Source organism: Bradyrhizobium tunisiense (genome assembly GCF_042263385.1).
Taxonomy (GTDB): Bacteria; Pseudomonadota; Alphaproteobacteria; order Rhizobiales; family Xanthobacteraceae; genus Bradyrhizobium; species Bradyrhizobium tunisiense.
In genome coordinates this window covers 954,499-980,267 of record NZ_JBHLEV010000001.1, presented here as the reverse complement: position 1 = coordinate 980,267, position 25,769 = coordinate 954,499, and the positions used below count along the sequence as shown (strand labels likewise).

General features: G+C 64.4%; 20 protein-coding genes. 10 read left to right on the top strand and 10 right to left on the bottom strand.

Annotated features, from left to right (window positions below; all coding sequences use genetic code 11):
• Nucleotides 1-4: 4 nt before the first annotated feature.
• The 3 genes from ACFDR6_RS04640 to ACFDR6_RS04630 form a co-directional block, all read right to left on the bottom strand.
• Nucleotides 5-997, bottom strand: a complete 993-nt coding sequence (locus tag ACFDR6_RS04640) for a glycosyltransferase (protein WP_212083822.1) — start codon at nucleotides 995-997, stop codon at nucleotides 5-7.
• A 160-nt stretch (nucleotides 998-1,157) separates the two neighbouring features.
• Nucleotides 1,158-1,727 (bottom strand): class GN sortase, encoded by a 570-nt coding sequence (locus ACFDR6_RS04635; RefSeq protein ID WP_212083825.1) that lies wholly within the window; start codon nucleotides 1,725-1,727, stop codon nucleotides 1,158-1,160.
• 179 nt (nucleotides 1,728-1,906) lie between these two features.
• A complete protein-coding gene (locus tag ACFDR6_RS04630; protein WP_375857567.1) occupies nucleotides 1,907-4,168 on the bottom strand; it encodes a marine proteobacterial sortase target protein in 2,262 nt (753 codons plus the stop codon).
• 184 nt (nucleotides 4,169-4,352) lie between these two features.
• Here ACFDR6_RS04630 and ACFDR6_RS04625 point away from each other — a divergent pair, with 184 nt between their 5' ends.
• Both ACFDR6_RS04625 and ACFDR6_RS04620 read left to right on the top strand, forming a co-directional pair.
• The gene (locus ACFDR6_RS04625; RefSeq protein ID WP_317241543.1) at nucleotides 4,353-5,123 is read left to right on the top strand and encodes a helix-turn-helix transcriptional regulator; all 771 of its coding nucleotides are present in this window, start codon (nucleotides 4,353-4,355) and stop codon (nucleotides 5,121-5,123) included.
• A 52-nt stretch (nucleotides 5,124-5,175) separates the two neighbouring features.
• The gene (locus ACFDR6_RS04620; protein WP_375857565.1) at nucleotides 5,176-6,660 is read left to right on the top strand and encodes a glycosyltransferase family 2 protein; all 1,485 of its coding nucleotides are present in this window, start codon (nucleotides 5,176-5,178) and stop codon (nucleotides 6,658-6,660) included.
• A 39-nt stretch (nucleotides 6,661-6,699) separates the two neighbouring features.
• Here the strand turns inward: ACFDR6_RS04620 and ACFDR6_RS04615 are convergent, their stop codons facing one another.
• The gene (locus ACFDR6_RS04615) at nucleotides 6,700-8,250 is read right to left on the bottom strand and encodes an acyl-CoA synthetase (RefSeq protein WP_375857563.1); all 1,551 of its coding nucleotides are present in this window, start codon (nucleotides 8,248-8,250) and stop codon (nucleotides 6,700-6,702) included.
• Nucleotides 8,251-8,511: 261 nt separating this feature from the next.
• Between ACFDR6_RS04615 and ACFDR6_RS04610 the strand changes: the two genes are divergently transcribed.
• From ACFDR6_RS04610 to ACFDR6_RS04575, 8 genes are all read left to right on the top strand, one after another.
• Nucleotides 8,512-9,648, top strand: coding sequence for an acyl-CoA dehydrogenase family protein (locus ACFDR6_RS04610; RefSeq protein WP_375857561.1), 1,137 nt, complete (start codon nucleotides 8,512-8,514; stop codon nucleotides 9,646-9,648).
• A 111-nt stretch (nucleotides 9,649-9,759) separates the two neighbouring features.
• Complete coding sequence (locus ACFDR6_RS04605; protein ID WP_375857560.1) at nucleotides 9,760-10,923, top strand: acyl-CoA dehydrogenase family protein; 1,164 nt, start codon at nucleotides 9,760-9,762, stop codon at nucleotides 10,921-10,923.
• Nucleotides 10,923-11,579, top strand: coding sequence for a glutathione S-transferase family protein (locus ACFDR6_RS04600; RefSeq protein WP_212083839.1), 657 nt, complete (start codon nucleotides 10,923-10,925; stop codon nucleotides 11,577-11,579). Before ACFDR6_RS04605 ends, ACFDR6_RS04600 begins: the two co-directional genes overlap by 1 nt.
• 171 nt (nucleotides 11,580-11,750) lie before the next feature.
• On the top strand, nucleotides 11,751-12,551 hold the full coding sequence (locus tag ACFDR6_RS04595; RefSeq protein ID WP_212083841.1) for a helix-turn-helix domain-containing protein: 801 nt from the start codon (nucleotides 11,751-11,753) through the stop codon (nucleotides 12,549-12,551).
• 198 nt (nucleotides 12,552-12,749) lie between these two features.
• The gene (locus ACFDR6_RS04590) at nucleotides 12,750-13,616 is read left to right on the top strand and encodes a beta-keto acid cleavage family enzyme (protein ID WP_212083843.1); all 867 of its coding nucleotides are present in this window, start codon (nucleotides 12,750-12,752) and stop codon (nucleotides 13,614-13,616) included.
• Between the two features lie 102 nt (nucleotides 13,617-13,718).
• Nucleotides 13,719-15,335, top strand: a complete 1,617-nt coding sequence (locus ACFDR6_RS04585) for an acyl-CoA carboxylase subunit beta (RefSeq protein WP_375857558.1) — start codon at nucleotides 13,719-13,721, stop codon at nucleotides 15,333-15,335.
• Nucleotides 15,332-17,320 (top strand): acetyl/propionyl/methylcrotonyl-CoA carboxylase subunit alpha, encoded by a 1,989-nt coding sequence (locus ACFDR6_RS04580; RefSeq protein ID WP_375857557.1) that lies wholly within the window; start codon nucleotides 15,332-15,334, stop codon nucleotides 17,318-17,320. The genes ACFDR6_RS04585 and ACFDR6_RS04580 overlap by 4 nt, the downstream gene beginning before the upstream one ends.
• Before the next feature lie 261 nt (nucleotides 17,321-17,581).
• The gene (locus ACFDR6_RS04575; protein ID WP_375857555.1) at nucleotides 17,582-18,394 is read left to right on the top strand and encodes a hypothetical protein; all 813 of its coding nucleotides are present in this window, start codon (nucleotides 17,582-17,584) and stop codon (nucleotides 18,392-18,394) included.
• On the opposite strand, the gene ACFDR6_RS04570 is transcribed toward ACFDR6_RS04575, so the two are convergent.
• From ACFDR6_RS04570 to ACFDR6_RS04545, 6 genes are all read right to left on the bottom strand, one after another.
• Nucleotides 18,366-19,352: an ABC transporter ATP-binding protein gene (locus tag ACFDR6_RS04570; protein WP_375857554.1), complete on the bottom strand. Its 987-nt coding sequence runs from the start codon at nucleotides 19,350-19,352 to the stop codon at nucleotides 18,366-18,368. The two genes, ACFDR6_RS04575 and ACFDR6_RS04570, sit on opposite strands and share 29 nt — an antisense overlap.
• A complete protein-coding gene (locus tag ACFDR6_RS04565; RefSeq protein ID WP_375857553.1) occupies nucleotides 19,349-20,356 on the bottom strand; it encodes an ABC transporter ATP-binding protein in 1,008 nt (335 codons plus the stop codon). Before ACFDR6_RS04565 ends, ACFDR6_RS04570 begins: the two co-directional genes overlap by 4 nt.
• Complete coding sequence (locus ACFDR6_RS04560; protein WP_212083862.1) at nucleotides 20,356-21,249, bottom strand: ABC transporter permease; 894 nt, start codon at nucleotides 21,247-21,249, stop codon at nucleotides 20,356-20,358. Before ACFDR6_RS04560 ends, ACFDR6_RS04565 begins: the two co-directional genes overlap by 1 nt.
• 9 nt (nucleotides 21,250-21,258) lie before the next feature.
• Complete coding sequence (locus tag ACFDR6_RS04555; RefSeq protein WP_212083864.1) at nucleotides 21,259-22,206, bottom strand: ABC transporter permease; 948 nt, start codon at nucleotides 22,204-22,206, stop codon at nucleotides 21,259-21,261.
• Between the two features lie 40 nt (nucleotides 22,207-22,246).
• Entirely contained in the window at nucleotides 22,247-23,845 is a 1,599-nt protein-coding gene (locus ACFDR6_RS04550) for an ABC transporter substrate-binding protein (protein WP_375857551.1), read from the bottom strand.
• Between the two features lie 363 nt (nucleotides 23,846-24,208).
• Nucleotides 24,209-25,759: an AMP-binding protein gene (locus ACFDR6_RS04545; RefSeq protein WP_375857550.1), complete on the bottom strand. Its 1,551-nt coding sequence runs from the start codon at nucleotides 25,757-25,759 to the stop codon at nucleotides 24,209-24,211.
• Between the last annotated feature and the right edge of the window lie 10 nt (nucleotides 25,760-25,769).

The window sequence follows — 25,769 nt, the reverse complement described above, 5'->3', positions numbered from 1 at the left end:
CTGGTCAGTACCGCAGCAGGCTCAGCTTGTAGGCATAGTGAAAGGCGACCTGGCGCGCGAGATAGGGGGCGATGGCGCGGCGGATCTGCATCTGGGTCGGATCGTAGCCGAGAACGCGGCGCCGCAGGATGCCCATCTCCTTGACGCCGATCGCGTAGGTTGCTGCCGTCTTCTGGGCGTCATGGATTCGGAAGCAGGCGAGAAATCGCGGCAGACGCACGAATCTGAACCCCGCGGCCTGCGCTCGCAGGATGAAGTCCCAATCCATCGCGTAATGGAAGCCTTCGTCGATCGGCCCGATCTTGTCCCACACGCGCTTGCGCCAGAACATCGTCTCCTGCGGGATATAGTCGGCATATTGCAGCGCGTGCCCGTCATGGGGCGGCAGCACGGCGCGGCCGACCTCGAGACCTTCGCGGTCGACGAAGACGCGATGGCCATAGACGATGTCGACCTGCGGATGCGATGTGAAGTAGTTGGCGACATAGGCCAGCGTTCCTGGCAGCAACATGTCGTCGCTGTTGAGATAGGCCATGATCTCGCAGTCGACGTCCGTAAAGCCCAGATTAATGGCGTTCGACTGCCCGCTGTCAGGTTCGCTCTTCCAGCTGATGCCGTCGCCGCAGCTCTTCAGGAGATCTGTCGTACCATCGATCGAGGCGCCATCCTGCACGTGATAATGCAGGTTCGGATAGTTCTGACTGACGATGCTCTCGATCGTGGCGTTGAGATATTGCGCATGGTTGTAGCTCGGCGTGACGATCGCGATCCGCGGTGCAGTCCCCTCGATCGAGGGAGCCGGCGGGAAAGTCCTCAAATTGAGCAGTCGCGGCGGATACTGCTCGAAAGTCCACATCGGCGGGCGACGCCAGAGGCTCCGCAGGGAGGATCGTCTTTGCCCGGCGGCGATGAGATCCTGCTTCCTTTCCAGGAGCGCGACGCGATTTTCGAGTTGCTCCAATCGTTGTTCGAGGCGCTGCCTGAACTCGTCGTCCATCTATCGTTCTTTCACAAATCACGACGTGCAGAAATCAATGGGCCATTCTTGCATTCCCCGTCCAACGGCGCCAGTTCACGGTTGCGTCAAACGCGATGGCCCGGCCCGCTCGCGCGATTTCAGAGGATCGATCGCTCCCTCATGGGTTGATTGCGAACCGCTATTCACCCGTTTCGATCAGGATGGCATGCAGGACATATCGTTCCGGACCTTCGGTGACGGCGTCGAACGGCCAGCAGGTCGTGAGCACGAGCTCGACATCCTGCGCTGTGGGATCGATGCCCGATGCATCGAAGCGGACCACGGCGGATGAATCCGCGCGATAGCGAAAGCGTTTGCCGTCACGACGTGTGACATCGATCACGTCACCAACTGCGACGTTGCGCAGGAAGCGGAAATGTGTGTCGCGATGTCCAGCATATACGGCGGTGCCGCGCTCGCCGGCATCAACCGTTTGGTGGATGTGGCCGGGGCCAAAGGCAAGCGCCTGTCCGCTCGCACCTTCCAGCACGATCGCGCTGGCTCCGATCCGCTTCACCTCGATCCGCGCGACCGGCCAGGTGTCGGCCCATGACCACGGCTTGATCACCTCGCCCGTTGCCAGGCTTCTGTCGAAGGCGCGCTCCAGCAGTACCTGCGCGAGCCACGCCTTGGCATGGATATAGGCGCCGTCGCCGAACAGGATGAGGCCGATCAGTGCCAGAACCAGGGGAGATGAGAAGCGGGGCATCGTGTTTCCCTTCCGTCATTGCGAGCGAAGGGAAGCAATCCGGGCTGTCTCCTGAGCGGCAGTCTGGATTGCTTCGTCGCTTCGCTCCTCGCAATGACGTTGAGAAAAAGGCGCGCGCGGCCGTTGGGTACGGGACGGGCGACCGCGCGCGCTAACAGAGGAGTCGGGGTGCTCCTCTCTCAAGCGGCGTTGGTGAGCAAGAGCCGACGCCGGTTGAACACGAACAGCAACAAGGCGAGCACGATCAGGACGAAGCCTCCGATCATTTTCAGCTCGGCTGAGGTTGCCGTCTTGGGCAGACGGATCGCATCAGGTGCCGCAGGTGTTGGACGCCGTGCGGCCGGCGAGACGCGCGCATCGGCATGGCGTTCACGCACCTGCCCCGGGATCGGCGGCCGTTCGCCGAACACTTTCTCGAAATCCCAGCCGGCAGGCAGGTTGATCGGCAGCTCGCTGAGCTTGAGCGGCGCGCCTTCGGGGCGGCTCGGCGTCTTGTCGACAGCCACAAGGCTGGTCAGGCGCGTGACGACCTGATGGTCGAGTGCCAGCGCCAGGATCGTCTTGTCGGCCTCCTCGGGCGCGAGTTCCCGCATGGCGCGCGCCACCTCGGCGTCACCGATCTTGCGCTTGGCCCAGAGTTTCGACAGGCCGTTGCCTTCGGCGGCATTCTGCAGCGGCAGCGTCACCGACCATGGACGGTCGCCGACGCGCCCCCTGATCTCGAGCGAGCCCGCGAGCTTGTCCAGCCTTGCCGCCAGCACCAGCGGCTCGCCATGATAGACGTCGGGGATGATCGTCGGGGTGACGTCGGCCTTGGCTTCGGAGAATGTCGCGGTGAGGCCGGTCACGGCCGGATTTTCGAGCTTGGCGAACAAGCCGCGCATGCGCTCCTCCACCTGCTCGACGGACCCGATATGGGTGAAGGCCCCACGGCCGAGCTCGGCGGCGCGTGTCATCAGGTAGGTGTTGGGCGCCGACCCGATGCCGACCATGAAGACGCGCGAGCGGCCGCGCATCGCCGTGATCGTTTCGAACAATCGCTGCTCGTTGCCGACGGCACCGTCGGTCAGGAAGACGACCTGGCGAACCATGCCGGCGTCGCCGAGCTTGTCGGCGAGCGCGGCGCGCATCGCCGGCACCATTTCGGTGCCACCGCGCGCCTGCAGCGCGCTCACGAACGAAGTTGCCTCGCCGACATGCGCAGCGTCTGCCGGCACGGAGGCCGGAAACAGCACGTCCATGGTATCGTCAAAGCGGATGACGTTGAAACGGTCGGTCGGCTGGAGCCGAGAGAGAGCATAAGTGAGGCTCGCCTTGGCCTGGACGATCGACGTGCCGCCCATCGACCCCGAATTGTCGATCACGAACACGACCTCTCGCGGCAGTGGCTTTTGTGTCGACTGCTCGGCGCTGGGCGGGGTGACGAAGGCGAGCAGGTAATCGACATCGCCGACATACTCTCGGAACAGGCCGACCGACGGCGCTTTGTCGGCGGCGGGCTTCCAGGTCAGCTCGAAGTCGCGGTCGGCGGGAACAGCGCCATCGGCGAGCGTGATGATGCGTGCCGTGCTGTCCGGACTCTCGATCTTGACGTGGTGGTGGTGACTCCTGACCTCGCCAAGCGCGAAGCCGGCCTTCAGGCGCACCGTGATGGTGGTCGGATTGACCGGCACGTTTTTGGCCGGATCCAGCACAGGCGGCGAAATGCGGTCACGGTCCGGGACCGGGTCCGACGTCGCCGTGCCCCAGCCCGATCCGTCCTTGCGGAAGTCGACACTTTGAACGATGGGCGCCGGATTGTAGCGCGGTCCGACCACGAGCGGCAGGCGGAGCGAATATTCGTTGCCTGATTGATGCACGGGCTCCTGATATTCGATCTGCACCAGCACGGTTTCGCCGGGACCGATATTGGCAACCGAATTGGTGAAGATGTTCGGCCGTTCCTGCTCGGTGAGAGCGGCTTTCTGACCTGCACGGCGCGCCTCTTCGTAGATCAGGCGCGCCTGCTGCCGCTCCTTGATGTCTCCGACGATGACGCGGTCGCCGACCACCATCTTCAGCGTATCGACGACGCCGCCGGTCGCGAGCGGATAGACATAGGTTGCCTCGACCCAGTTCTGGGTCGGATTGCGAAAGACCTGAGTGACCCGGGCGCGCAGCGTCGGGCCTGATACCGTGATGTCGACGTCGATACCAAGGCGGATTGCTTCCGTGGTGGTGCCGTCGTCCTTCAGGAGCAGTGTACCGGACCGTGCATCGCCGGGCTGGAGCAGGCTGACCTGCTCGGCCGTCGCCGACCAACTCGCTCCGAAGCTGACGAGCAGGGCCACGAACGCCATCAGCATCACCGCGATGCCCTGCGCGAGAAGAAGCAATCCGAGCTTCATCAGCCGGCCCAGCATGGGGTGTTCGTCGTTGCCGGCGGTGTCGTAGGTGTCCATTTGGCCTGCTCCCGAAGGATTTTGCTGGCTCTGAGCATCGGTCCGGAGGGCCTGAGTTCGCGAGCAGAATGATCGGTAATGTTCCGCCGCCCCCGGCCCGGGTACGCCGCCGCCGGGCGGTCATGTGCGGTTTTGTGCTGGTTTGTCCGCCCTGCTAGAATGGCCGCTCTGGAGCAGGGCTTTGATGCAGACGCAGGATAAACTCACCGACAAGCAGCTTTCGGACGAGCAAAGCCGCGAGATCGCCGAGACCATTCGCGAGGAGCTCGCCAGACGCCGGATCTCCCGGCAGGCGCTGGCCGAGCAGGCCAAGCTCAGCCTGTCGACATTGGAGAAGGTCCTTGGCGGCCGCCGACCGTTCACGCTAGCGACGACGGTTCGGCTGGAGCAGGCGCTGGGCGTCTCCTTGCGCAAGAGCGTCGTCGTGGTGACGCCGCCGCCCGCAAACGATGTCGCGCCTGACAGCCTTGGCTCCTATGCGCATCGCGCCGTGAGCTGGCTTGAGGACGTCTACATCACGCTGCGGCCGTCGTTCGGCGACAAGGATGCGATCTTCGCCTATCGCACCGAGATCGCTTGGGAGCCGAAAATCTCTTCGCTGGTCTTCCGCGAGGGCGATCGGACCGACGCCGCCTACGAGCATACCGGCGAGGTCGCCGTTCCCCATCAGTCCGGCTTCATCTACCTCGTCATCATCAAGCACGGCCAGCATCGCGTGATCACGGTGTCGCGGCCGACGGTTGCCGGCGAGATGTACGGCATCATCTCGACGCTGCGCGCGGGCCCCGGCTCGCAGCTCACGCCGATCGCGGCGCCGATCGCCTACGTGCCGCTCAAAAACGTCCCGAAGCCGTCCCTGGGACGCGTTGCGCCCGACGACGCCAACCATGCCTTGTATCGAAAGCACCTGCGACGCACGGTAGAAGAGCCATTCGCGCTGTTTTTGACGGTATAGTCCGCAAGAAATAGTCCTGCACCGGCCTGGCGTGCGTCTATAAGGATAGTCCATGCAGGACGGGACCGGGCGATACGGCGGCGGATCTCCGCTGTTCTCCATCATCATTCCGCTCGAATATCACCGCGGGCAATGGGAGCAGTCCTGGCTGGGTTGGACATCGCAGACCGCGGACAAGTCTCTCTACGAAATCATCCTGGTCGTGCCGCCCGATTTCAGGGCGCGCGAAGAGTTGAAGGTGCTGGCCGGTGACAGGGCTCGCCTCGAGTTCACCGACTCCGAACACGACATCGGGCTGTGCGCATTCGGCGCGACCAAGGCCCGCGGTAGCCATCTGTTCTTCACGGAGTCGCATTGTTGGCCCGAGCCCGGCGTGATCGAGCTGTGCATCCGCGCTATCGAGGCTCATCCGGACTGGGCCGGCTTTTCCTGCCATTCGGTCCCGATCTGCCATAATCGGTTGTCCGTGGCAGAGGCTGCGATGTACCAGGCCGACATCGAGTTCGGCATGAAGCAGCATCCCTGGCGAAAAGTGCTCGATCAGTGCTTCGTGACGCGGCGGGACGTCTACTGGGAATGTGGAGGCTTGCGGGAGGAACTCGGCCATTTCGCCGAATGGGTGCTGGCAGCAGCCTATCACGCGAAAGGCTATGCCATCGGTTATCTGGAAGAGGCGCGCTTCCATCACTATTACGTCGGCGAGCTTGGCGAACTGAAGACGTTCACGCTCGATTTCGTTCAGGGCGAGATTCGCTATCTCGGCGAGGCACGCCGTGATCCCGGCAGCGAGCTGCTCGAAGTTCCCGTTGAATGGGTCGAGTGGGCCGGATTCGACGTATCGCTCGCCCGCGCGGCGTTGAACGCGCTCGTGCATGACGGCTTTGCAAGTCGCGGCCGGAAGTGGCCTGGGGAAAAATTGCGCGCCTTCTGGCGCTGGGGTGCACTGGCGTTGTGCGGAGATCTTGGGGCGCGCGTCGCCGCGCGGCTGGCGGTGATGCAGGCGTATTTCGGTCTGTGCGCGCTGATGGTGATCGGACAGAGCGAAGCGATCGCTCGCTCGATGAGACGCTACATCGCCGCGCTGATCCATCTGCAGCGGCTTGAATGCATTCGTCGCATTGCCGGCCCAACGGGGCCGGCGGCGAGATTCCTGGGAGATCGCGTTCTCGGACAAGCCGGCTTTCATGCCCTCGAATCGTCATCGGGGCACATCTTCCGCTGGAGCGAGCCGCAGGCTGCAGTCCGCATCCAGGGGAGCGCGGGCCGCAACACCGTTCGTATTCGAAGTCCCGTCCTGCGCGAGCCGCTGCGCGAGATCGGTGCGCATTTCTATGTCAACGGTGCGCGCGTGGATGCCTCTGCGATCGCAATCGGCCCAGACAGCTACACGCTGCGTCTCGACCTGCCGCCCTCGGGCATCGCGATCCTTGCATGGTCATGCCCCGTATTCAGGGGCATCGGCGATCCCCGCCGCCTTGGCCTTTCCGTGGTGTCCATCGAGGTGAGCCAGGACATCGGAGCTTCAATTCAGCCCTGAGCGGGGCGGCTCTGCATTTGGGGCAAGGACATGCTTTGATCAGGCGTTGGCGGCTTTCTTGTCGACTTCGGAGGCTACCGAGAACTCCTTGCGCAAGGTCGGCTTGTGGATCTTGCCGGTTGCGTTGCGCGGCAGCGCCTCGACGAAGCGGATCTGGCGCGGACATTTGAAGCGCGCCAGATTGGTCGTGCAGTGCGTGTGCACTTCAGCCTCGGTCAGCTTCTGGCCGGGCTTGACCGCGACGATGGCAAGACCGACCTCGCCCCATTGCGGATCGGGGATACCGATCACGGCAGCTTCAGCGATGGCATCGAGCTGGTGCAGGACGTTCTCGACCTCCGCCGGATAAACGTTCTCGCCGCCGGAAATGTACATGTCCTTCCAGCGGTCGACGATGTAGTAGAAGCCCTCCTCGTCGACGCGCGTGGCATCGCCCGTATGCAGCCAGCCATCCGTGAAGGAGGTCTTGTTCGCCCCCGGCCTGTTCCAGTAGCCCGGCGTGATGTTGGGTCCCTTGACCCAGAGTTCACCGAGCTCGCCCACATCGGCATCGCTGCCGTCGGGCCGTACGATGCGGACCTCGGTATGCAGCACCGGCTTGCCGGCGGAGCCGGCTTTCCGCGCCGCATCCTCGCGGTCGAGCACCAGCACGGCGGGCGAGGTCTCAGTCATGCCATAGCCTTGTTGGAGCGCAACGCCGCGCGCCTCCCAGACCTTGAGCAGCGGCACCGGCATCGGCGCGCCGCCGACGCCACCGACAATCAGCCGGCTGAGATCGGTCGTCGGGAAAGACGGATGCTGCGCCATGAACTGGTAGATCGCAGGCACGCCGAAGAACACGTTGATGCCCTGCGCGGGATCGTTGATCAGGCCGAGCGCGGTGCCGGGATCGAAGGCGCGCATGATCATCACGGTGCCGCCGGCATGTAGCACCGGATTGGTGTAGCAATTCAGTCCGCCGGTGTGGAACAGCGGCAGCACGGTGAGCAGCACCGACGACGGGCCGATACAGGCGGGGCCGCCGAGATTGACGCAATTCCAGAAGGTCATGCCATGAGTAATGGTCGCGCCCTTGGGATGCCCCGTCGTGCCCGACGTGTACATGATGGTCGAGACATCATCGAGGGTGACCTCCTCGGCGCGCTCGAGCGGCTTTGCGGCGGCGATGCCGGCCTCGTAGCTGCCGCCCGGGCCGAGCAGCAGGCTGGTCGCGATGCCGCAGAGCTTTGCGACGGCAAGGGCGGTGTCCATCAGGTCGGTGTCGTGGATCATCACCTTCGGCGCGCAGTCAGCCGTGATGAACTGCAGCTCGGGAACGGTCAGGCGGGTGTTCAGCGGCACGAAGATGACGCCTAGCCGCCCGCAGGCGAACTGCACCTCCAGCGTATCGGTCGTGTTCAGCGCCAGCACCGCGACGCGGTCGCCGCGGGAGACTTTGAGCGTGTGACGCAGGAACGAGGCGAGGCGCGAGACGCGGGCATCGAGCTGCGCATAGGTGAAGCGGCGCTCGCTCGCGAGGTCGATCACCGCGACCTTGTCAGGCGTGCGGCGGCCATGATGAACGATCCAGTCGTAGTAACGAACGGCCAAGAAATCCTCCCTCGGCGGTCGTGTGCCGCCCGCACTCTCGTTTCCGTGCATCATGCCCGGCGTGGCCCTGAGGCTTGCCGGAGTTTGTGCAGCAGCGTTTTTTTGACTTGGAGTTGGCGCGCGAGGGGTCAAAATCGTCTTGCGTTGAGTTGCTGGCCATGTCCTGCGAAGTGCCGTTGCCGGTCAGCCACTCCACGCAAGTAACCGCCCGTGTTCCGGCGATGGTGGACAGGACGAATCCGTCAGCGAGGCGAAAGCGCAATGAAGAGCCCGTTCTATACCGCCGAGCATGATGCCTTCCGCGAAATGATGCGCCGCTTCGTCGAAAAAGAGATCGCCCCGTTCGCGCATGAATGGGACGAGGCCGGTGAATTTCCGCGCCCGCTCTATCGCAAGGCGGCTGAGATAGGCCTGTTGGGACTGGGATTTCCTGAAGAGTATGGCGGAGTCGCCGCCGATCAGTTCATGAAGATCGTGGCCAGTCAGGAGCTGGCGCGAGCCGGCGCGGGCGGCATAAGCGCGAGCTTGATGAGCCACACCATCGGTTCGCCGCCCATCGCGCGCGCTGCCAGCCCTGAGGTCAGGGCACGGGTGCTGCCGCAAGTGCTCGCAGGCGAGAAAATCTCCGCGCTCGCGATCACCGAGCCGGGCGGCGGCTCCGATGTCGCGAACCTCAGCACAAGCGCGCGACGCGACGGTGATCACTACGTCGTGAGCGGAGAGAAGACCTTCATCACCTCAGGAATGCGCGCCGACTATCTGACCGTTGCGGTGCGTACCGGCGGCGAGGGGGCCGGCGGCGTCAGCCTGCTCCTGATCGAAGGCGAGACGCCCGGCCTGTCGCGGACCAAGCTGAAGAAGATGGGCTGGTGGGCCTCCGACACCGCGACCCTGCATTTCGACGAGTGTCGCGTGCCGGCCGAGAATCTGATCGGCGAGGAAGGTCAGGGCTTCAAGATCATCATGCAGAATTTCAACAGCGAGCGCATGGGCATGGCGGCAAGCTGCACCGCGTTCGCCCGGGTCTGTCTCGACGAGGCGGTCACCTATGCCCGGGAGCGCAAGACCTTCGGCAAGCCGCTCGCGCAGCACCAGGTCATCCGCCACAAGATCGTCGACATGGCGCAGAAGGTCGCAGCGTCCCAGGCGATGCTGGAGATGCTGGCCTGGCGGCTCGAGCAGGGCGAAAGCCCGGTGGCCGAAATCTGCATGATGAAGAACCAGGCGACGCAGACCATGGCGTTCTGCGCCTCGGAAGCCGTGCAGATCTTCGGCGGCGCCGGCTTCATGCGCGGCATCAAGGCCGAGCGCATCTACCGCGAGGTCAAGGTCAACGCCATCGGCGGCGGCACCGAGGAGATCATGAAGGATCTGGCGAGCCGGCAGATGGGGTTGTGAAACGTGTCGTCCCGGGGCGCGCGGAGCGCGAACCCGGGACCTAGAGCTGAGTCCCACATATCGAGATTCCGGGTTTGACGCTTCGCGCCGCCCCGGAATGACAGGAGCAAAATGCTATTCACCGCAGACCACGACGACATCCGCCGTTCCCTGCAGAAATTCATCGCGAATGAGATCAACCCCCATGTCGATGAATGGGAGAAGGCCGACATCTTCCCGGCGCACGAGCTGTTCAAGAAGATGGGCAGCCTCGGCTTTCTCGGGCTGAACAAGCCGGTCGAGTTCGGTGGCTCCGGTCTCGACTATTCCTACGCGCTAATGATGGCGGAGGAGTTGGGCGCCATCACCTGCGGTGGCGTGCCGATGGCGATCGGGGTGCAGACCGACATGGCAACACCGGCGCTGGCGCGGTTCGGCTCGGACGAGGTGCGCCGCGAATTCCTGGCGCCCTCGATCTCGGGGGATTTTGTCGCCTGCATCGGCGTCTCCGAGCCGGGCGCCGGCTCCGACGTCGCCTCGATCAAGACCCAGGCGCGCTCCGACGGCGACGATTACGTCATCAACGGCGGCAAGATGTGGATCACCAACGGCACCCAGGCCGACTGGATCTGCCTGCTCGCCAACACCGGCGATGGGCCCGTTCACCGCAACAAGTCGCTGATCTGCGTGCCCATGAAGAGCAAGGGCGTCACCGTCGCCCGCAAGCTCGACAAGATGGGCATGCGCTCTTCGGACACCGCGCAGATCTTCTTCGACAATGTCCGCGTGCCCAAGCGCAACCGGATCGGGGAGGAGGGCAAGGGCTTTACCTATCAGATGATCCAGTTCCAGGAGGAGCGGCTCTGGGGCGCGGCGGCCTGCCTGAAGGCGCATGAATACATCATCGACCAGACCATCGAATACACCCGTAACCGCAAGGCCTTTGGCCAGAGCATCCTCGACAACCAGGTCGTGCACTTCAAGCTGGCGGAGATGCAGACCGAGGTCGAGCTGTTGCGTGCGCTGATCTATCGTGCCGGTGAGGCGCTGGTGGCAGGGGAGGACGTGACCAGGCTTGCGACCATGGCCAAGCTGAAGGCCGGCCGGCTTGGCCGCGAGCTCAGCGACGCCTGCTTGCAATATTGGGGTGGAATGGGCTTTACCAACGAGACACCGGTCAGCCGCGCCTATCGCGACAGCCGCCTGACCTCGATCGGCGGCGGCGCCGACGAGGTCATGCTGATGGTCCTGTGCAAGATGATGGGGACGCTCCCCGGCAGTAAAGGGAATGCCTGATGATCACGCTCTATCATTGCGACGCAGCGCGCTCGTTCCGTCCGCTCTGGATGCTGGAGGAGATGGGGCTGCCATACGAATTGAAGATGCTGCCATTCCCACCACGGGTGCTCGCCAAGGAATACCTTGCGGTCAATCCGCTGGGCACGATTCCATTCATGATCGACGGCGAGACCAGGATGACGGAGTCCTCCGGCATCTGCTACTATCTCGGCATCAAACATGGACCGACGCCGCTGATGGTGGGGCCGGAGGATCCGGCCTATGGCGCCTTCCTGAACTGGATGTACTTCAGCGACGCCACGTTAACCTTCCCGCAAACGCTGGTGCTTCGGTATAGCCAGCTCGAGCCGGAGGAGCGGCGCAACCCGCAAGTCGCCGGCGATTACCATAAATGGTTCCTGGGTCGGCTGCGCGCCGTCGAGGCAGCGACCGGCAATGCCGAAACCTTGTGCGCGGGCCGCTTCACCGCCGCTGACATCGTCATCGGTTACGCGCTTCGCCTGGCCGACAATATCGGCATCGCCAAGGATTTCGGGCCAAATGTCGCAGCCTATTGGGCGCGCCTGCAGCAGCGCGACGGATTCAAGCGCGCGGTTGCTGCGGAGCAAAAGGCCGGTGTCGAGCAGAATGTTGCGCCAAGGGCGAGGGCGTGAGCTAACGTCATGGGACTACCGTCCCATGACGGTTCCGGGCAGGCATGTCGCCTCCTGGAATGCCAACGCTTTACGCGTCATGACAGCGCTATCCCGTCGTGACAGCGCCTGAATTTCCGCTAAGGTGACCTCCGTCCGCAGCGGCCTGAGAGCCGCGCGAGGAGGATCCCAATGGAAGATAAAGGTCGCGAATCCGACCATCTAATGCTGATCACGCCGGAGCGGGTATTCTATGCCGGCCTGCTCGGTCGCCCTCGCAAGCGGACCCCCGGGTGCTGCCATGTCTATGTGGCGGTGAAGGGCAGCCTGCACCTGACGATCGACGACGTTCACACGTCGGACGAATTAATCGTGACCCTGCCGAACCAGCGGCACACCATTGCCAGCGATTACCGCACCGTCATCAGCGTCACGCTGGAGCCGGAGAGCATGCCGGATGGCATGATCGAAATCCTGGCCGAGCGGCTGCGGGGACCGGACAAGGCCGCCTATGCCCGCAAGATCCTGGCCGCTTACACGTTGCTGCGCCGGCGCCGCTATGGCGATATCACCACCGCCGAGTTCGACGAGATGTGCTTCGGCGAGGCGCTTCCGCGCCGCGTGCTCGATCCGCGAGTGACCCGCGCCGTCGCCCGAATCGGGCGCTTCTCCGGCGAGCCGGTGACGGCCGACACCTGTGCGGCTGAAGCAGGGCTCTCGGCTTCGCGCTTCCTGCATCTGTTCAAGGAAGAGACCGGCATCTCCTTCCGCTCCTTCCGCGCCTGGAAGCGTGCGCGCCATCTGCTGCACTTCGCCAACCAGGACCTCAACCTCGCCCATCTCGCGCAGGACATCGGCTATCCCGATTCCACGCATTTCAGTCACTCGATCCGCCGCTTCTACGGGCTCAAGCCGCGCGCGATCTTCGTCGGTTCGCGCGACCTTGCGATCTACCGCAGCACCGAGACGGTACGGCTCGCGGAAGCGAGTTGACGCCGCTGCCGTAGGGTGCGCAAAGCGCAGCGTGCCCGCGCATTTCTTGCGATCGAGAAGATGGTGGGCACGGCGCAAGGGCGCCTTTGCCCACCCTACGAATTCGTCGTTTTTTCCAGCTTCTCCGCGCAAGAAGCCGCATGCCGCCCATCACATGATCGCAGCCGTTGAATTCTCAACGTGCGAGACATTAGTGGCATGAGCGACAAGGCCGTCATCACCTGCGCGCTGAACGGCGTGCTCACCGACCCGAAGCAGCACAACGTGCCCGTGACGCCCGAAGAGATGGCGCGCGAGGCCAAGGCAGCGTTCGATGCCGGCGCCTCCATCATGCACATCCATCTGCGCCAGCAGGCGCCGAACAAGGGGCATCTGCCGTCCTGGGAAGTCGCGGTCAGCAGGGAGATCCAACAGGCGATCCGCGAAGCCTGCCCCGGCGTGATCATCAATCACACCTCGGGCGTGTCGGGGCCGAACTACTCAGGCGCACTGGACTGCATCCGCGAGACCAAGCCCGAGATCGCGGCCTGCAACGCCGGCTCCCTGAATTACCTGAAGGTCAAGGCCGACAACACCTGGGCCTGGCCGCCGATGATGTTCGACAACGCGGTCGAGAAGGTGAAGGATTATCTCGACGTCATGAACGAGGTCGGCACCGTCCCCGAGTTCGAGTGCTTCGACGTCGGCATCGTGCGCTGCGTCGGCATGTACCGCCAGGTCGGCATGTACAAGGGACCGCTCGAATACAACTTCGTCATGGGCGTTGCGTCCGGCATGCCTGCTGATCCGGAGCTGCTCCCGATCCTGATCAAGCTGAAGCGTCCCGAGGCGCATTTCCAGGTCACCGCCATCGGCCGCGAGGAGATCTGGCCGCTGCACCAGCGCTGCGCCGAGCTCGGCGGCCATTTGCGCACCGGCCTCGAGGACGCCTTCTATCTCGCCGACGGCAAGAAGGTGACGTCGAACGGCCAGCTCATCGAAGCCATCGCCGCCTGCGCAAGACGCGCGGGCCGCGAGATCGCGTCTCCCGCCGAGGCGCGGAAGATCTTTGGGACGAATCGCTAGCCACATCCTGTCATTCCGGGGCACGCGAAGCGTGAACCCGGAATCTCGAGGTTCCGGGTTTGATGCTGTCGCATCGCCCCGGAACGACGGAGCAAGTTGAACGTGTCCATTCTCGAAAACACCATCTCCCCCGGCAGCGCCGCCTACCAGGCCAACCGCGACGGCATGCTCGGCCTGATCGACCGCATGCGCGCGCTGGAGGAGCGCACCCGCGCGGCTTCGGCGGCAGCGAAGGACCGCTTCCACAAGCGCGGACAGTTGCTGCCGCGCGAGCGCGTCGCGCTGGTGCTCGATCCCGGCGCGCCCTTCATCGAGCTGTCGACGCTCGCCGGCTACATGTTCGACGTGCCGGATGCCGCCAAGAGCGTGCCCGGCGGCGGCGTCATTGCCGGCATCGGTTTCGTCTCGGGCATCCGCTGCATGGTCAGCGCCAACGATGCCGGCATCGATGCCGGCGCGCTGCAACCTTACGGTCTCGACAAGACGCTGCGGGTGCAGGAGCTCGCGCTCGAGAACAAGCTGCCCTATGTCCAGCTCGTCGAAAGCGCCGGTGCCAACCTTTTGCGCTACCGCGTCGAGGACTTTGTCCGCGGCGGCAACATCTTCCGCAATCTCGCCCGGCTCTCGGCGGCAGGCCTGCCCGTCGTCACCGTCACGCATGGCTCTTCGACTGCCGGCGGTGCCTATCAAACCGGCCTCTCCGACTACATCGTCATGGTGCGCGGCCGCACCCGCGCGTTCCTCGCGGGGCCGCCGCTGCTGAAGGCGGCGACCGGCGAGATCGCGACCGAGGAGGAGCTCGGCGGCGCCGAGATGCACACGCAAGTGTCCGGCCTTGGCGACTACCTGGCTGAAGACGACCGCGACGCGCTTCGCATCGCCCGCGAGATCATGGCGGCGATGGAATGGGAGCGGCCGGGCAAGGCGGCTCCGCTATTCAAGCCGCCACGCTACGACCAGGACGAGCTGCTCGGCATCATGCCGATGGACCACAAGCGCACCGTGGACATGAAGCAGGTGATTGCGCGCATCGTCGACGATTCCGATTTCACCGAGATGGCTCCGAACTACGGCCCAGCCACCGTCTGCGGTCATGCCCGCATCGAGGGCCAGGCGATCGGCATCATCACCAACAACGGTCCACTCGATCCCGCCGGCGCCAACAAGGCGACGCATTTCATCCAGGCCTGCTGCCAGACCCGCACGCCGCTGCTCTATCTCAACAACACCACCGGTTACATGGTCGGCAAAGCCTACGAAGAGGCCGGCATGATCAAGCACGGCTCGAAGATGATCCAGGCGGTGACGTCGGCGACCGTGCCTCAGATCACCATCTATTGCGGCGCCTCCTTCGGCGCCGGCAATTACGGCATGTGCGGCCGTGGCTTTCATCCGCGCTTCTGCTTCTCCTGGCCCAACGCCAAGACCGCGGTCATGGGCGGCGAGCAGGCGGCTGAAACCATGGCGATCGTGACCGAGGCCGCCGCCGCGCGCCGCGGCAAGCCGATCGAGAAGGACAAGCTGGATGCCATGAAGGCGCAGATCGTCGGCGTGTTCGACGGCCAGATGGACGTGTTCTCGACCAGTGCGCGCGTGCTCGACGATGGCGTGATCGATCCGCGCGACAGCCGTGCGGTGCTGTCCGAAGTGCTCGCGATCTGCCGCGAGGGCGATGCGCGCACGCCCCAGCGCATGCAGTTTTCGGTGGCCCGCCCATGAGGAACGGATCAGTGCAGCACCGGCCGTTCTTCAAGGTCCTGATCGCCAACCGCGGCGAGATCGCGTTGCGCGTGATGCGCAGCGCGCGGCAGCTCGGCCTCGGCGTCGTCGCGGTCTATTCGGATGCGGATCGGGATGCGCTGCATGTGCGCCAGGCTGACCAGGCCGTGCGGATCGGCGAAGCCTTGCCGGCCCAATCCTATCTCAACATCTCTGCGATCATCGCGGCTGCCAAGGCGAGCGGCGCGGATGCCGTTCACCCCGGCTACGGCTTCCTCGCCGAGAATGAAGATTTCGCGCAAGCCTGCAAGGATGCGGGGCTCGTCTTCATCGGACCGTCGCCGCAGGCGATCGAGGCGATGGGCAACAAGGCCGGCGCCAAGGAGATCATGAAAAAGGCCGGCGTGCCCATTGTGCCCGGCTATCAAGGGGCCGAGCAGGGCGACGAGATCATGTTCGCGGAGGCCAGGAAGATCGGCTTTCCCGTGATGATCAAGGCGGTCGCCGGCGGTGGCGGACGCGGCATGCGGCTTGTCACCGACGCGGCATCCTTCCCCGATGCGCTGCGCAGCGCGCGCTCGGAAGCGAAGGCTGCGTTCGGCGATCCGACGGTCATCCTCGAACGCGCCATCCAGAACCCGCGCCACATCGAGATCCAGGTGTTCGGGGACAGCCACGGCAACGCCATTCATCTCGGCGAGCGCGATTGCTCGGTGCAGCGGCGGCATCAGAAGCTGATCGAGGAGGCGCCGTCGCCGGCGGTCACGCCGGAGCTGCGGGCCAGGATGGGCGAAGTCGCGATCGCGGCCGTGAAGGCGCTGCGCTATGAGGGCGCCGGTACGCTGGAATTCCTGCTGGATAGCAGCGGCGAGTTCTACTTCATGGAAATGAACACCCGTCTTCAGGTCGAGCATCCCGTCACCGAGGCGATCACCGGTCTCGACCTCGTCGAGCTGCAGCTACGTGTCGCGCGCGGCGAGCCGCTGCCGGTGAAGCAGCAGGACATCAAGTTCTCCGGCCACGCCATCGAGGTGCGGCTCTGTTCGGAAGATGCCGGGCAGGACTTCATGCCGCAGTCGGGCCGCATGGCGCGCTGGCAGGCTCCCGAAAGCATCCGTGTCGAGCACGCGCTGCAATCGGGTTCGGAGATCCCGCCGTTCTACGATTCCATGATCGCCAAGGTGATCAGCCATGGCGTCACCCGCGAGGAGGCGAGGGGACGGCTGATCGTCGGCCTCGAGCAGCTCACCGCTTTCGGAGTGACCACCAACCAGTCGTTCCTGCTGTCGTGTCTGCGTCATCCCGGCTTTGCCAAGGGCGAGGCGACGACGGCCTTCATCGGCGTACACCGCGACGAACTGTTGGCGCCGCGCGCGGACGCGGCATTCGATACGGCGCTGGCTGGACTGCTGCTCTACGTGACAAATCCGCGCGCGCCTTCGTGGCGGACGGGCCGGAGCCTGTCGGCAACGTTCCCGCTGCCGGCGAAGATCGAGATCGCCGGCCAGACGCTGGAGCTCGAAGTCACGCGCGAACGCGACGGCAGCTACAGTGTCGTCACCGATGGCAGGCAGGACAGGTTTGAGATCGACCAGCTCGATGCGGACGCCATCCGCTTCCGCCGCGACGGCGTGATGGACAGCGCAAAGCTCCTGCGCGACGGAGATCGGCTCTATCTCCAGCACCGCGGTATGCCGCTTGCGATCACCGATCTCACCCTCGCCGCGCCGAAGGCCACCGCAGCCAACGGCGGGGATGGCAAGGTCCGCGCCGCCATGAACGGCCGTGTCGTCGCCGTCCTGGTCAAGCCGGGCGACCGGGTCACCGCCGGCCAGCCGGTGCTGACGCTGGAAGCGATGAAGATGGAGCACGTCCACAAGGCCGGCATCGATGGCGTCATCGCAGCGGTCGACGTCGCCGAGGGGGAGCAGGTGACCACGGGACGGATCGTGGCGGAGATCGGGGTGGCTAGCGCGGCATCGTAGGGAGGGCAAAGGCGCACAGCGCCGTGCCCACGAACACCTGATCGTTCGCGAGATATGCGTGGGCACGCTTCCGCCTTCGCTCTTCGAGCCACGGCGGACAAGTCGCGTTGCCCACCTTGCAGCACCGCGCGGGCTGACGAAGAAACGCAAGTAATTTCAATAAACTAGTTACCCCTGCGGGCGGCATTCTCATTCTCATTGAACCTTGTTCAATTTCGCGCTACGAATATTGAACGATGTTCATTGTCCGGGAGCCCTTTTATGTTGCGCGCAAATGGTCCGACCCAAGCGACCTCTTCCATACTCCCCTCAGTGACCCGCCACCTCTCGTTCGGCGCCCCGCAAGCCGGCGAAAAATATCTGATCTGCGCGCTCATCCTCCTGGTTCTAGTGGCGCTTTTGGCGCCCGCGATGCCCGCCGCCGCCTGGCACATTCCGCACTTCGTCGATGGCCGCGCCTGGCTCGGCATACCCAACGCCGGCGATGTGCTGAGCAATTTCGCCTTCCTCGCGATGGGCGTCTGGGGTTCGGAGCGCTTGCGCGCCCGCTACGATGCGCCCGTCGGTGCGAGCTGGCTATTCGTGGGGCTGATCCTCACGTGCCTGGGCTCGGGCTTCTATCATCTGGACCCCGACATGCCGCAACGGCTCGTGGCCGACCGGCTCGGCATGGCAGTCGCGTTCGCGGGCTTTCTGGGTATCGCAGCCAGTGAGCGCGTCAGCGCGCGCGCCGGTGAAGCCGTGCTGGTGCTGATGATGATCGCCGGTCTGCTGGCGGCCTGGGTGGCGCGTGAGAATCTCACGCCATGGGTCGTCGTGCAGTACGGCGGCATGGCGCTGGTCGTCGGCCTGGCGTTGACGCGGCCCCGGCCCGGCGCGCTCGGCGTGCCGCTCGGTGCCGTGATCGCCTTCTATGTGCTGGCCAAGCTTTTCGAGCTCGGTGACGCACTTATTTTCGAAGCGACCGGGCACATCGTCTCGGGCCACACCCTCAAGCATCTGGCTGCCGCGCTGGCCGCGTGGCCGGTGATCCGGGCGCTGCGGCCTACTGACTCCGCCCCGTGCCCTCGTTGAGCAGACACGCCACTTGATGCCCGCCGCCCGCATCCAGGAGCGCCGGCCGCTCGATCTTGCACCGCTCCATCGCAAACCGGCAGCGGGTGTGAAACGCACATCCGGACGGCGGATTGACCGGGCTTGGCACGTCGCCGTCAACCAATGGCACAAGCTTCTTCGCGAGCGGATTGGGGACCGGCACGGAGGCGAGCAGCGCCTGCGTATAGGGATGCCGCGGATTGCGGAACAATTCATCCTTGCCGGCGATCTCGACGATGCGGCCGAGATACATCACGGCGACGCGGTGGCTGATATGCGCGACCACGGCAAGGTCGTGCGCGATGAAAAGGTAGGAGAAGCCGTGTTGCCGCTGCAGGTCGATCAACAGGTTGATCACCTGGGCCTGGATCGAGACGTCGAGCGCGGACACCGGCTCGTCGCAGACGATCAGGCGCGGCCCGAGCGCCAGCGCACGCGCGATGCAGATACGCTGGCGCTGGCCGCCGGAGAATTGATGCGGGAAGTTGCCCGTCTGGTCGGGCCGCAAGCCCACTTGCTCGAACAGCGTTGCGACCCTCGCCTCCAGCGCCTTCCCGGTGGCGAGCCCGTGCACGGCGAGCGGCTCGCCGACGATGTCGCCGGCGGTCATGCGTGGATTGAGTGAAGCGAAGGGATCCTGAAACACGATCTGCATCGAGCGGCGGTGCGGGCGCAGCGCCGACTTGGACAGATGGGTGATATCCTCACCATCGAGACGAATCTGGCCCGAAGTCGGCTCCACCAGCCGCAGCACGCTGCGTGCCACCGTCGACTTGCCGCAGCCGGACTCGCCCACGAGCCCAAGCGTCTCGCCGGCCCCAAGGGAGAACGAGACGCCGTCGACCGAGTGCACGGTGCCGACCTGTCGCCGCAGCACGCCGGCACGCACCGGGTAGTGCTTCTTGAGATCGGTGACCTCGAGCAGTGGCTTGGTCATGCCACCTCCGCGGCTTCTTCCGCGCGCCAGCAGGCGGCGAGATGGCCGCCGCCCCAATCCGCCAGCGGCGGGTATTCGGCCTCGCAACGCTTGATCGCAAGCTTGCAGCGCGGCGCGAAGGCGCAACCCCTCGGCAATCGGACCAGCGACGGCACGGTGCCGGGAATCTCGTTCAGCCGCGCCGGTGCGACGACGCCGGATGCGGGGACCGCGGGAATCGACGCCATCAGCCCGCGCGTGTAGGGGTGCTTTGGCGCCGCGAACAGCGCCTCGACGCTGGCTTCCTCGACCTTCCTCCCCGCATACATCACGATCACGCGCTGCGCCGTCTGCGCGACGACGCCGAGATCATGCGTGATCAGCACGAGCCCGGTGCCGAGCTCCTTCTGAAGGTCGAGGATCAAGGCCAGGATCTGCGCCTGGATGGTGACGTCGAGTGCGGTGGTCGGCTCATCCGCGATCAGCAGCGCCGGCCGGCAGGCCAGTGCCATCGCGATCATCGCGCGCTGGCGCATGCCGCCGGACAATTGATGCGGATATTCGCGCGCACGTCGCGCCGGCTCGGGGATGCGTACCAGGCGCAGCATCTCGACCGCGATGTTGCCGGCTTCCTTGCTTGAGAGGCTCCGGTGCAGCCGCACGGCCTCGACGATCTGGTCGCCGATCCGCATGACCGGATTGAGCGAGGTCATCGGCTCCTGGAAGATCATGGAGATGCGGTTGCCCCTGACGGCGCGCATCTGCGTTTCGTCCAGCGCCAGCAGATCGGTGCCTTCGAGCGAGACCGAGCCGCCGACGATGCGGCCGGGCGGATCCGGCACCAGCCGCATCAGCGACAGCGCGGTGACGCTCTTGCCGCAGCCGGACTCGCCGACGATCGCCAGCGTCTCGCCTCGCTTCACGCTGAACGAGAGATCGTCCACGGCCTTGAACAGGCCGGAATTGGTGAAGAACACCGTCTTCAGGTTCTTCACCTCGAGCACGAGATCGGATCTGTCCGCCATCAGCCGCGTTGCCTCGGGTCCAGGATGTCGCGCAGGGCGTCACCGAAAAGGTTGGCGCCGAACACGGCGAGGCTGATGGCAATGCCCGGGAAGATCACGAGCCAGGGCGCGGTGCGCACATATTCGGCGGCGGACTCCGAAAGCATCCGGCCCCATGACGGATAAGGCTCGGGAATGCCGAGGCCGAGGAAGGACAGCGAGGCTTCGGTGAGGATGGTCGAGCCGAGCTGGGCGGTCGCGAGCACGATCAGCGGCGCCAGCGTGTTCGGCAGCACATGGCGGAGCGCGATGCGGATCTCGCTCATGCCGATCGACTTGGCGGCTTCGACGAAGGGCTGCTCGCGCAGCGCCAGCGTATTGGCACGAATGACGCGCGACACGGTCGGGATCAGCGGGATGGCGATGGCGATGATGACGTTCGGCAAGGACGGGCCGAGAGCTGCCGTCATGATGAGGGCGAGGACCAGCAGCGGCAGCGCCTGAAGAACGTCGGAAACGCGCTGAAATACGAGATCGACCCAGCCGGAGAGATAGCCTGATGTCAGCCCGACGATGACCCCGATGGTGCCGCCGAGCGCGGTCGAGCCGATGCCGACAGCCAACGAAATGCGCGCGCCGTGGATGATGCGGCTGAATACGTCGCGGCCGAACGAGTCGGTTCCCATCCAGTGCGCCAGGCTCGGCCGGGCCAGCGCCCGCGTGGAATCGATCGTCAGAGGATCATAGCGCGCGATGAAGTCGGCAAAGATCGCGGTGAGCACGAACAAAGTCATGATGGCGAGCCCGGCCGCGCCGAGCACGTGCCTCTGCGCCATAAACAGCACGCGGCGCCAGCCGCCGGTCGCATGCGCGCCGGCCCGCCGTAGTTCGAGATCGTAGTCGATCGCGGCCAAGCCGGCCTCCTAATCCGTGTACCTGATACGCGGGTCGAACACCGCGTACAGCATGTCGACGATGAAATTCGCGCTCACCACCACGACGGCGATCAGCATCACGAGATTCTGCACGATCGGATAGTCGCGCCAGCGGATCGCCTCGACCAGGAAGCGGGCGACGCCGGGGATGTTGAACACGGTCTCGGTGACGATCAGGCCGCCGATCAGGAATGCCGCTTCGATGCCGATCACGGTGATGACGGGCAGGATCGCGTTCTTCAGCGCGTGATGATAGTTCACCGCGATATCGGAGGCGCCCTTGGCACGTGCGGTGCGGATGTAATCCTGCCGCAGCACTTCCAGCATCGAGGAGCGGGTGATGCGCATGGTCAGCGCCGCGCTGCGGAAGCCGACCGCGGCGGCCGGGACCGCATAGGTTGCGAACGCCTCGAGCCAGGTCTGCGGATTCGGATTGAAGATCGGCATCTGGCCGAACATCGCCACCGACGCGGTGAGGATCAAAAGGCCGAGCCAGAACGAGGGCAGCGACAAGCCGCTGAGGCTGACGACGCGCAAGAAGTAATCCAGCCGCGTACCCTGCTTCACGGCGCTGATGACACCCAGGGGAATGCCGATTGAGGCCGAGAACAACAGCGCCAGGCCGGCAAGCTTCGCCGTGATCGGAATCCGCGGCAATATCTCCTGCAGCGCTGGCTTCTCGGAGACGTATGAGTACCCGAAGTCGCCGCGCAGAAAACCGCTGATCCAGTGCCAATATTGCACGATCAGCGGCTGGTCGATGCCGAGCTCCTTCTCCAGATTGGCCTTGTCGGCGGGATCGACATAGCCGGCGGCGGCAAACAGGATGTCGACGATATTGCCGGGCACGATACGCAGCAGGAGAAAGATGACGATCGAGATCCCGAACAGGGTCACGAGCATCAGGAACAGGCGTCGCACGAGATAGGCAAACATCCTGCGCCCTCCGCGAGCCGCTAATCTTCAGCCACGCGCACTACTTGTCGAGCCACACATCCTCGTAGCGAAAGCCGTTATAGGAGCTGTTCGACATGATCGTGATGCCCTTGACGTAGGGCTGCCAACACGTGCCGGCTCGTGCATGGAAGATGATCGGGCGGGCGACATCCTCCTGCAGCTTCTTGTCGATATCCCAGACCAGCGGTTTGCGCTTGCTGACATCGGTCTCCTGCGACTGCACGTCGAACAGCTTCTCGATCTCCTTGTTGCAGTAATTGGTGTAGTTCCGTTCCGAGCCGCAGGAATAGTTTTCGTAGAAGGACTGGTCGGGATCGTCGACGGAATTGCCGGTCAGATTGAGGCCGAGCATGTAGTCCTTGCGCGCGACTTTCGGGAACCAGTTTGCGGTCTCGACGACGTCGAGCTCGCCGTCGATGTAGATGCTCTTGAGCTGGTCGATCAGGATCACTGCGGGGTCGCGATATTCCGCAATGTTGCGCGTCGAGACCTTCACCGCGAGATGCTTGTCGGGGCCGTAGCCCGCCTTCTGCATCAGCTTCTTTGCTTCCTCACGGTTCGCATTCACGTCCCGGCCGTAGCCCGGAATGGTCTCCAGCCTGTCCTTGGGCATGCCCCAGATGCCCTGAGGCGGCGGCAGCATGGTGCCGCCGATATCGGCCTGGCCTTCGAACAGGATGTCGACGAAGGCCTTGCGGTCGAGTGCGAGCGACATGGCCCGGCGGATGTCGATGTTGTCGAACGGCGCCGAGGTCGAGTTGACGATGATGTTGGTCGAAACGTTGGTCGGCTCGACGACGCAAGTCGCCTTCGGCGCCTGCGACTTGATGTCCTTCAGAAGCGGGATCGTGATGTGCGTCGGGAAGGTCATGTCGAACTTGCCGGCGACGAAAGCGAGGATCGCGGTCGAGCGGTTCGGGATGATCGTGTATTCGATGCCGTCGAGATGGGGCAGGCCCTTCTTCCAGTAGTCCGGATTTCGCGTCAGCTTGATCGATTCATTGGCCTTGAACTCGACGAACTTGAACGGTCCGGTCCCGATCGGATGCGTGCGCATGTCCGCGGGCGAGACGTGGCAGGGATAGACCGGCGTATAGCCGGACGCGAGCATCGCCAGCAGCGAGGGCTGCGGCCGCTTCAGGTCGAAGGAGACCTCGAAATCGCCGCTCGTCGTGATCTCGTTGACTTCGCTGTACCAGGCCTTGCGCGGATTCTGCCGCAGCTTCTGTTGCGATTTTCCCATCAGCAGATCGAAGCTGCATTTGACGTCGGCCGATGTAAACGGCTTGCCGTCGTGCCACTTCACCCCCTGGCGCAGCTTGAACGTCAGTTTCTTGTTGTCGCCACTCCAGGACCAGCTTTCGGCCAGCTCAGGCCTGAGCGTATCGGGGCTGTTCTGCGCGATATGCTGGTCGTAGATGACGAGATTGTTGAAGACCCCCATGAACGGCACGTTGACCGAATAGGTCGCGCCTTCGAGGATCGACGCGTTCGCCGGACTGTCGCGGTGATACATCCGCAAGATACCGCCCTGCTTGGGCTCGCCTGCGAGCGTGGTGGTTGAGGTCGTCAGCACAGATAGCACCGCCATTGCGGCGAGCGCCCACACGCTCCGCATGCTCATCCTCCCTGGACATCGGCCTTTGCGGCCTGTTTGGCGTAACGATAGCACGCAAGTTGAGGGAGGCAACCCCGGTAGGACCGCAGGCCGCCTCGACAATTGGGATGACGCAAGGCCGATCGTCTCACATTGTGTGAGTGCAGGTGCGAAGAGATGGTTCCTGCACTGTTTGGCAGACGTCGCGCGCAACGGTATCGCCAACCTCCGCCGTCGTCCCGGACAAGCGCGCCTCGAGCGCACGCCGATCGGGACCATAACCACAGGCAGGAGTTTTGCGAGGGCTGGGAGTTGTCTGCTCGGGCGACAGCTACTCCCTGTGGTTGCGTCTTGCGCCTCTCGTGTACAAGTGAATCGGAGCCCTCACACGATCCGTGATGCCTTATTCCCCCAATAGCGATCCCGCAGCAGCCGCTTGTACAGCTTCCCGGTCGGGAGCCGCGGCAATTCTTTCTCGAAATCGACCGAACGCGGCACCTTCTGCCGCGACAGCGACTTAGCGCAGAACGCGATCAGCTCCTCGGCGAGCGCGGCGTCCGGCACCACGCCATGCATCGGCTGCACCACCGCCTTCACCTCTTCGCCGAGATCGGGATTGGGCACGCCGAACACCGCGGCATCGGCGACCTTCGGATGGGTGATCAGGAGATTTTCGCACTCCTGCGGATAGATGTTCACCCCGCCGGAGATGATCATGAAGGTCGCGCGGTCGGTCAGATACAGGAAGCGGTCGGCGTCGACATAGCCGACATCGCCGACCGTGCTCATGCTGCCGTCGGCCGAACGCGCCTCCCTGGTCTTCTCAGGGTCGTTGAAATACTCGAACGGCGAGGCCGTCTTGAACCAGACCTGACCCGGCGTGCCGGTCGGGCACGCCTGCATGTTCTCGTCGAGAATGTGGAGGTCGCCGAGCAGCACCTTGCCGACGGTACCGCGGTGGCTAAGCCATTCCTCGCTGTTGCAGGCGGTGAAGCCGAGGCCTTCGGTCGCACCGTAATATTCATGGATGATCGGGCCCCACCACTTGATCATGTCGTCCTTGACCAGGGCCGGGCAGGGCGCGGCGGCATGGATCGCGATCTCAAGCGAGGACAGGTCGTAGCGGCTGCGGACCTCCTCCGGCAGCTTCAGCATGCGCGAGAACATCGTCGGCACGAGCTGGGTATGGGTGATGCCCCACCGCTCGACGAGCTCGAGGTAGCGCTCGGGATCGAAGCTCTCCATGATGATCACCGTGCCGCCCATGCGGATCGTGAGGTTCACGGCAGCTTGCGGCGCCGAATGATACAGCGGGGCCGGCGAGAGGTAGACCATGCCTTCACGGTAGTGCCAGAGCTTTGTCAGGAAATCGAACAGCGGCAGATTATGCTTCGGCGGCTCCTCCGGCAGCGGCCGCAGGATGCCTTTCGGCCGTCCCGTCGTGCCGGACGAATAGAGCATGGCCGTGCCGAGCCACTCATCCGCGATCGGTGTTGTCGGCATATCCGCTGTCACGTCCGCAAGACCAACGATGCGCCCGCTCTCGCCCGGGCCGTCGGCGACGATGCAGAGCTCGATGTCGGGGCAGGCCTTGATCGCCTCGCGGGCGATGTCGAGTTTCGCAACCGACGTGATCAGAATCCGGGACTGGCTGTTGACGAGCAGATAGGCCAACTCGCCCGGCGTCAGAAAGGAGTTGATGCAGGTGTAGTAGAGACCCGAGCGCTCGCCCGCGCCGCAGGCTTCGAGATAGCGCGAATTGTTCTCCATGAAGATCGAATAGTGGTCGAGCCGCTTCAGGCCGTGCTTGCGGAACAGGTGGGCCAGCCGGTTGCTGCGCGCCTCCAGTTCGCGATAGGTGACGGCCTCGCCCGTGGCCGCCATGATGAAGGCGGGCTGCAGCGGACGTAGGCGGGCATGCTGACCTGGGTACATCTATCCTCCG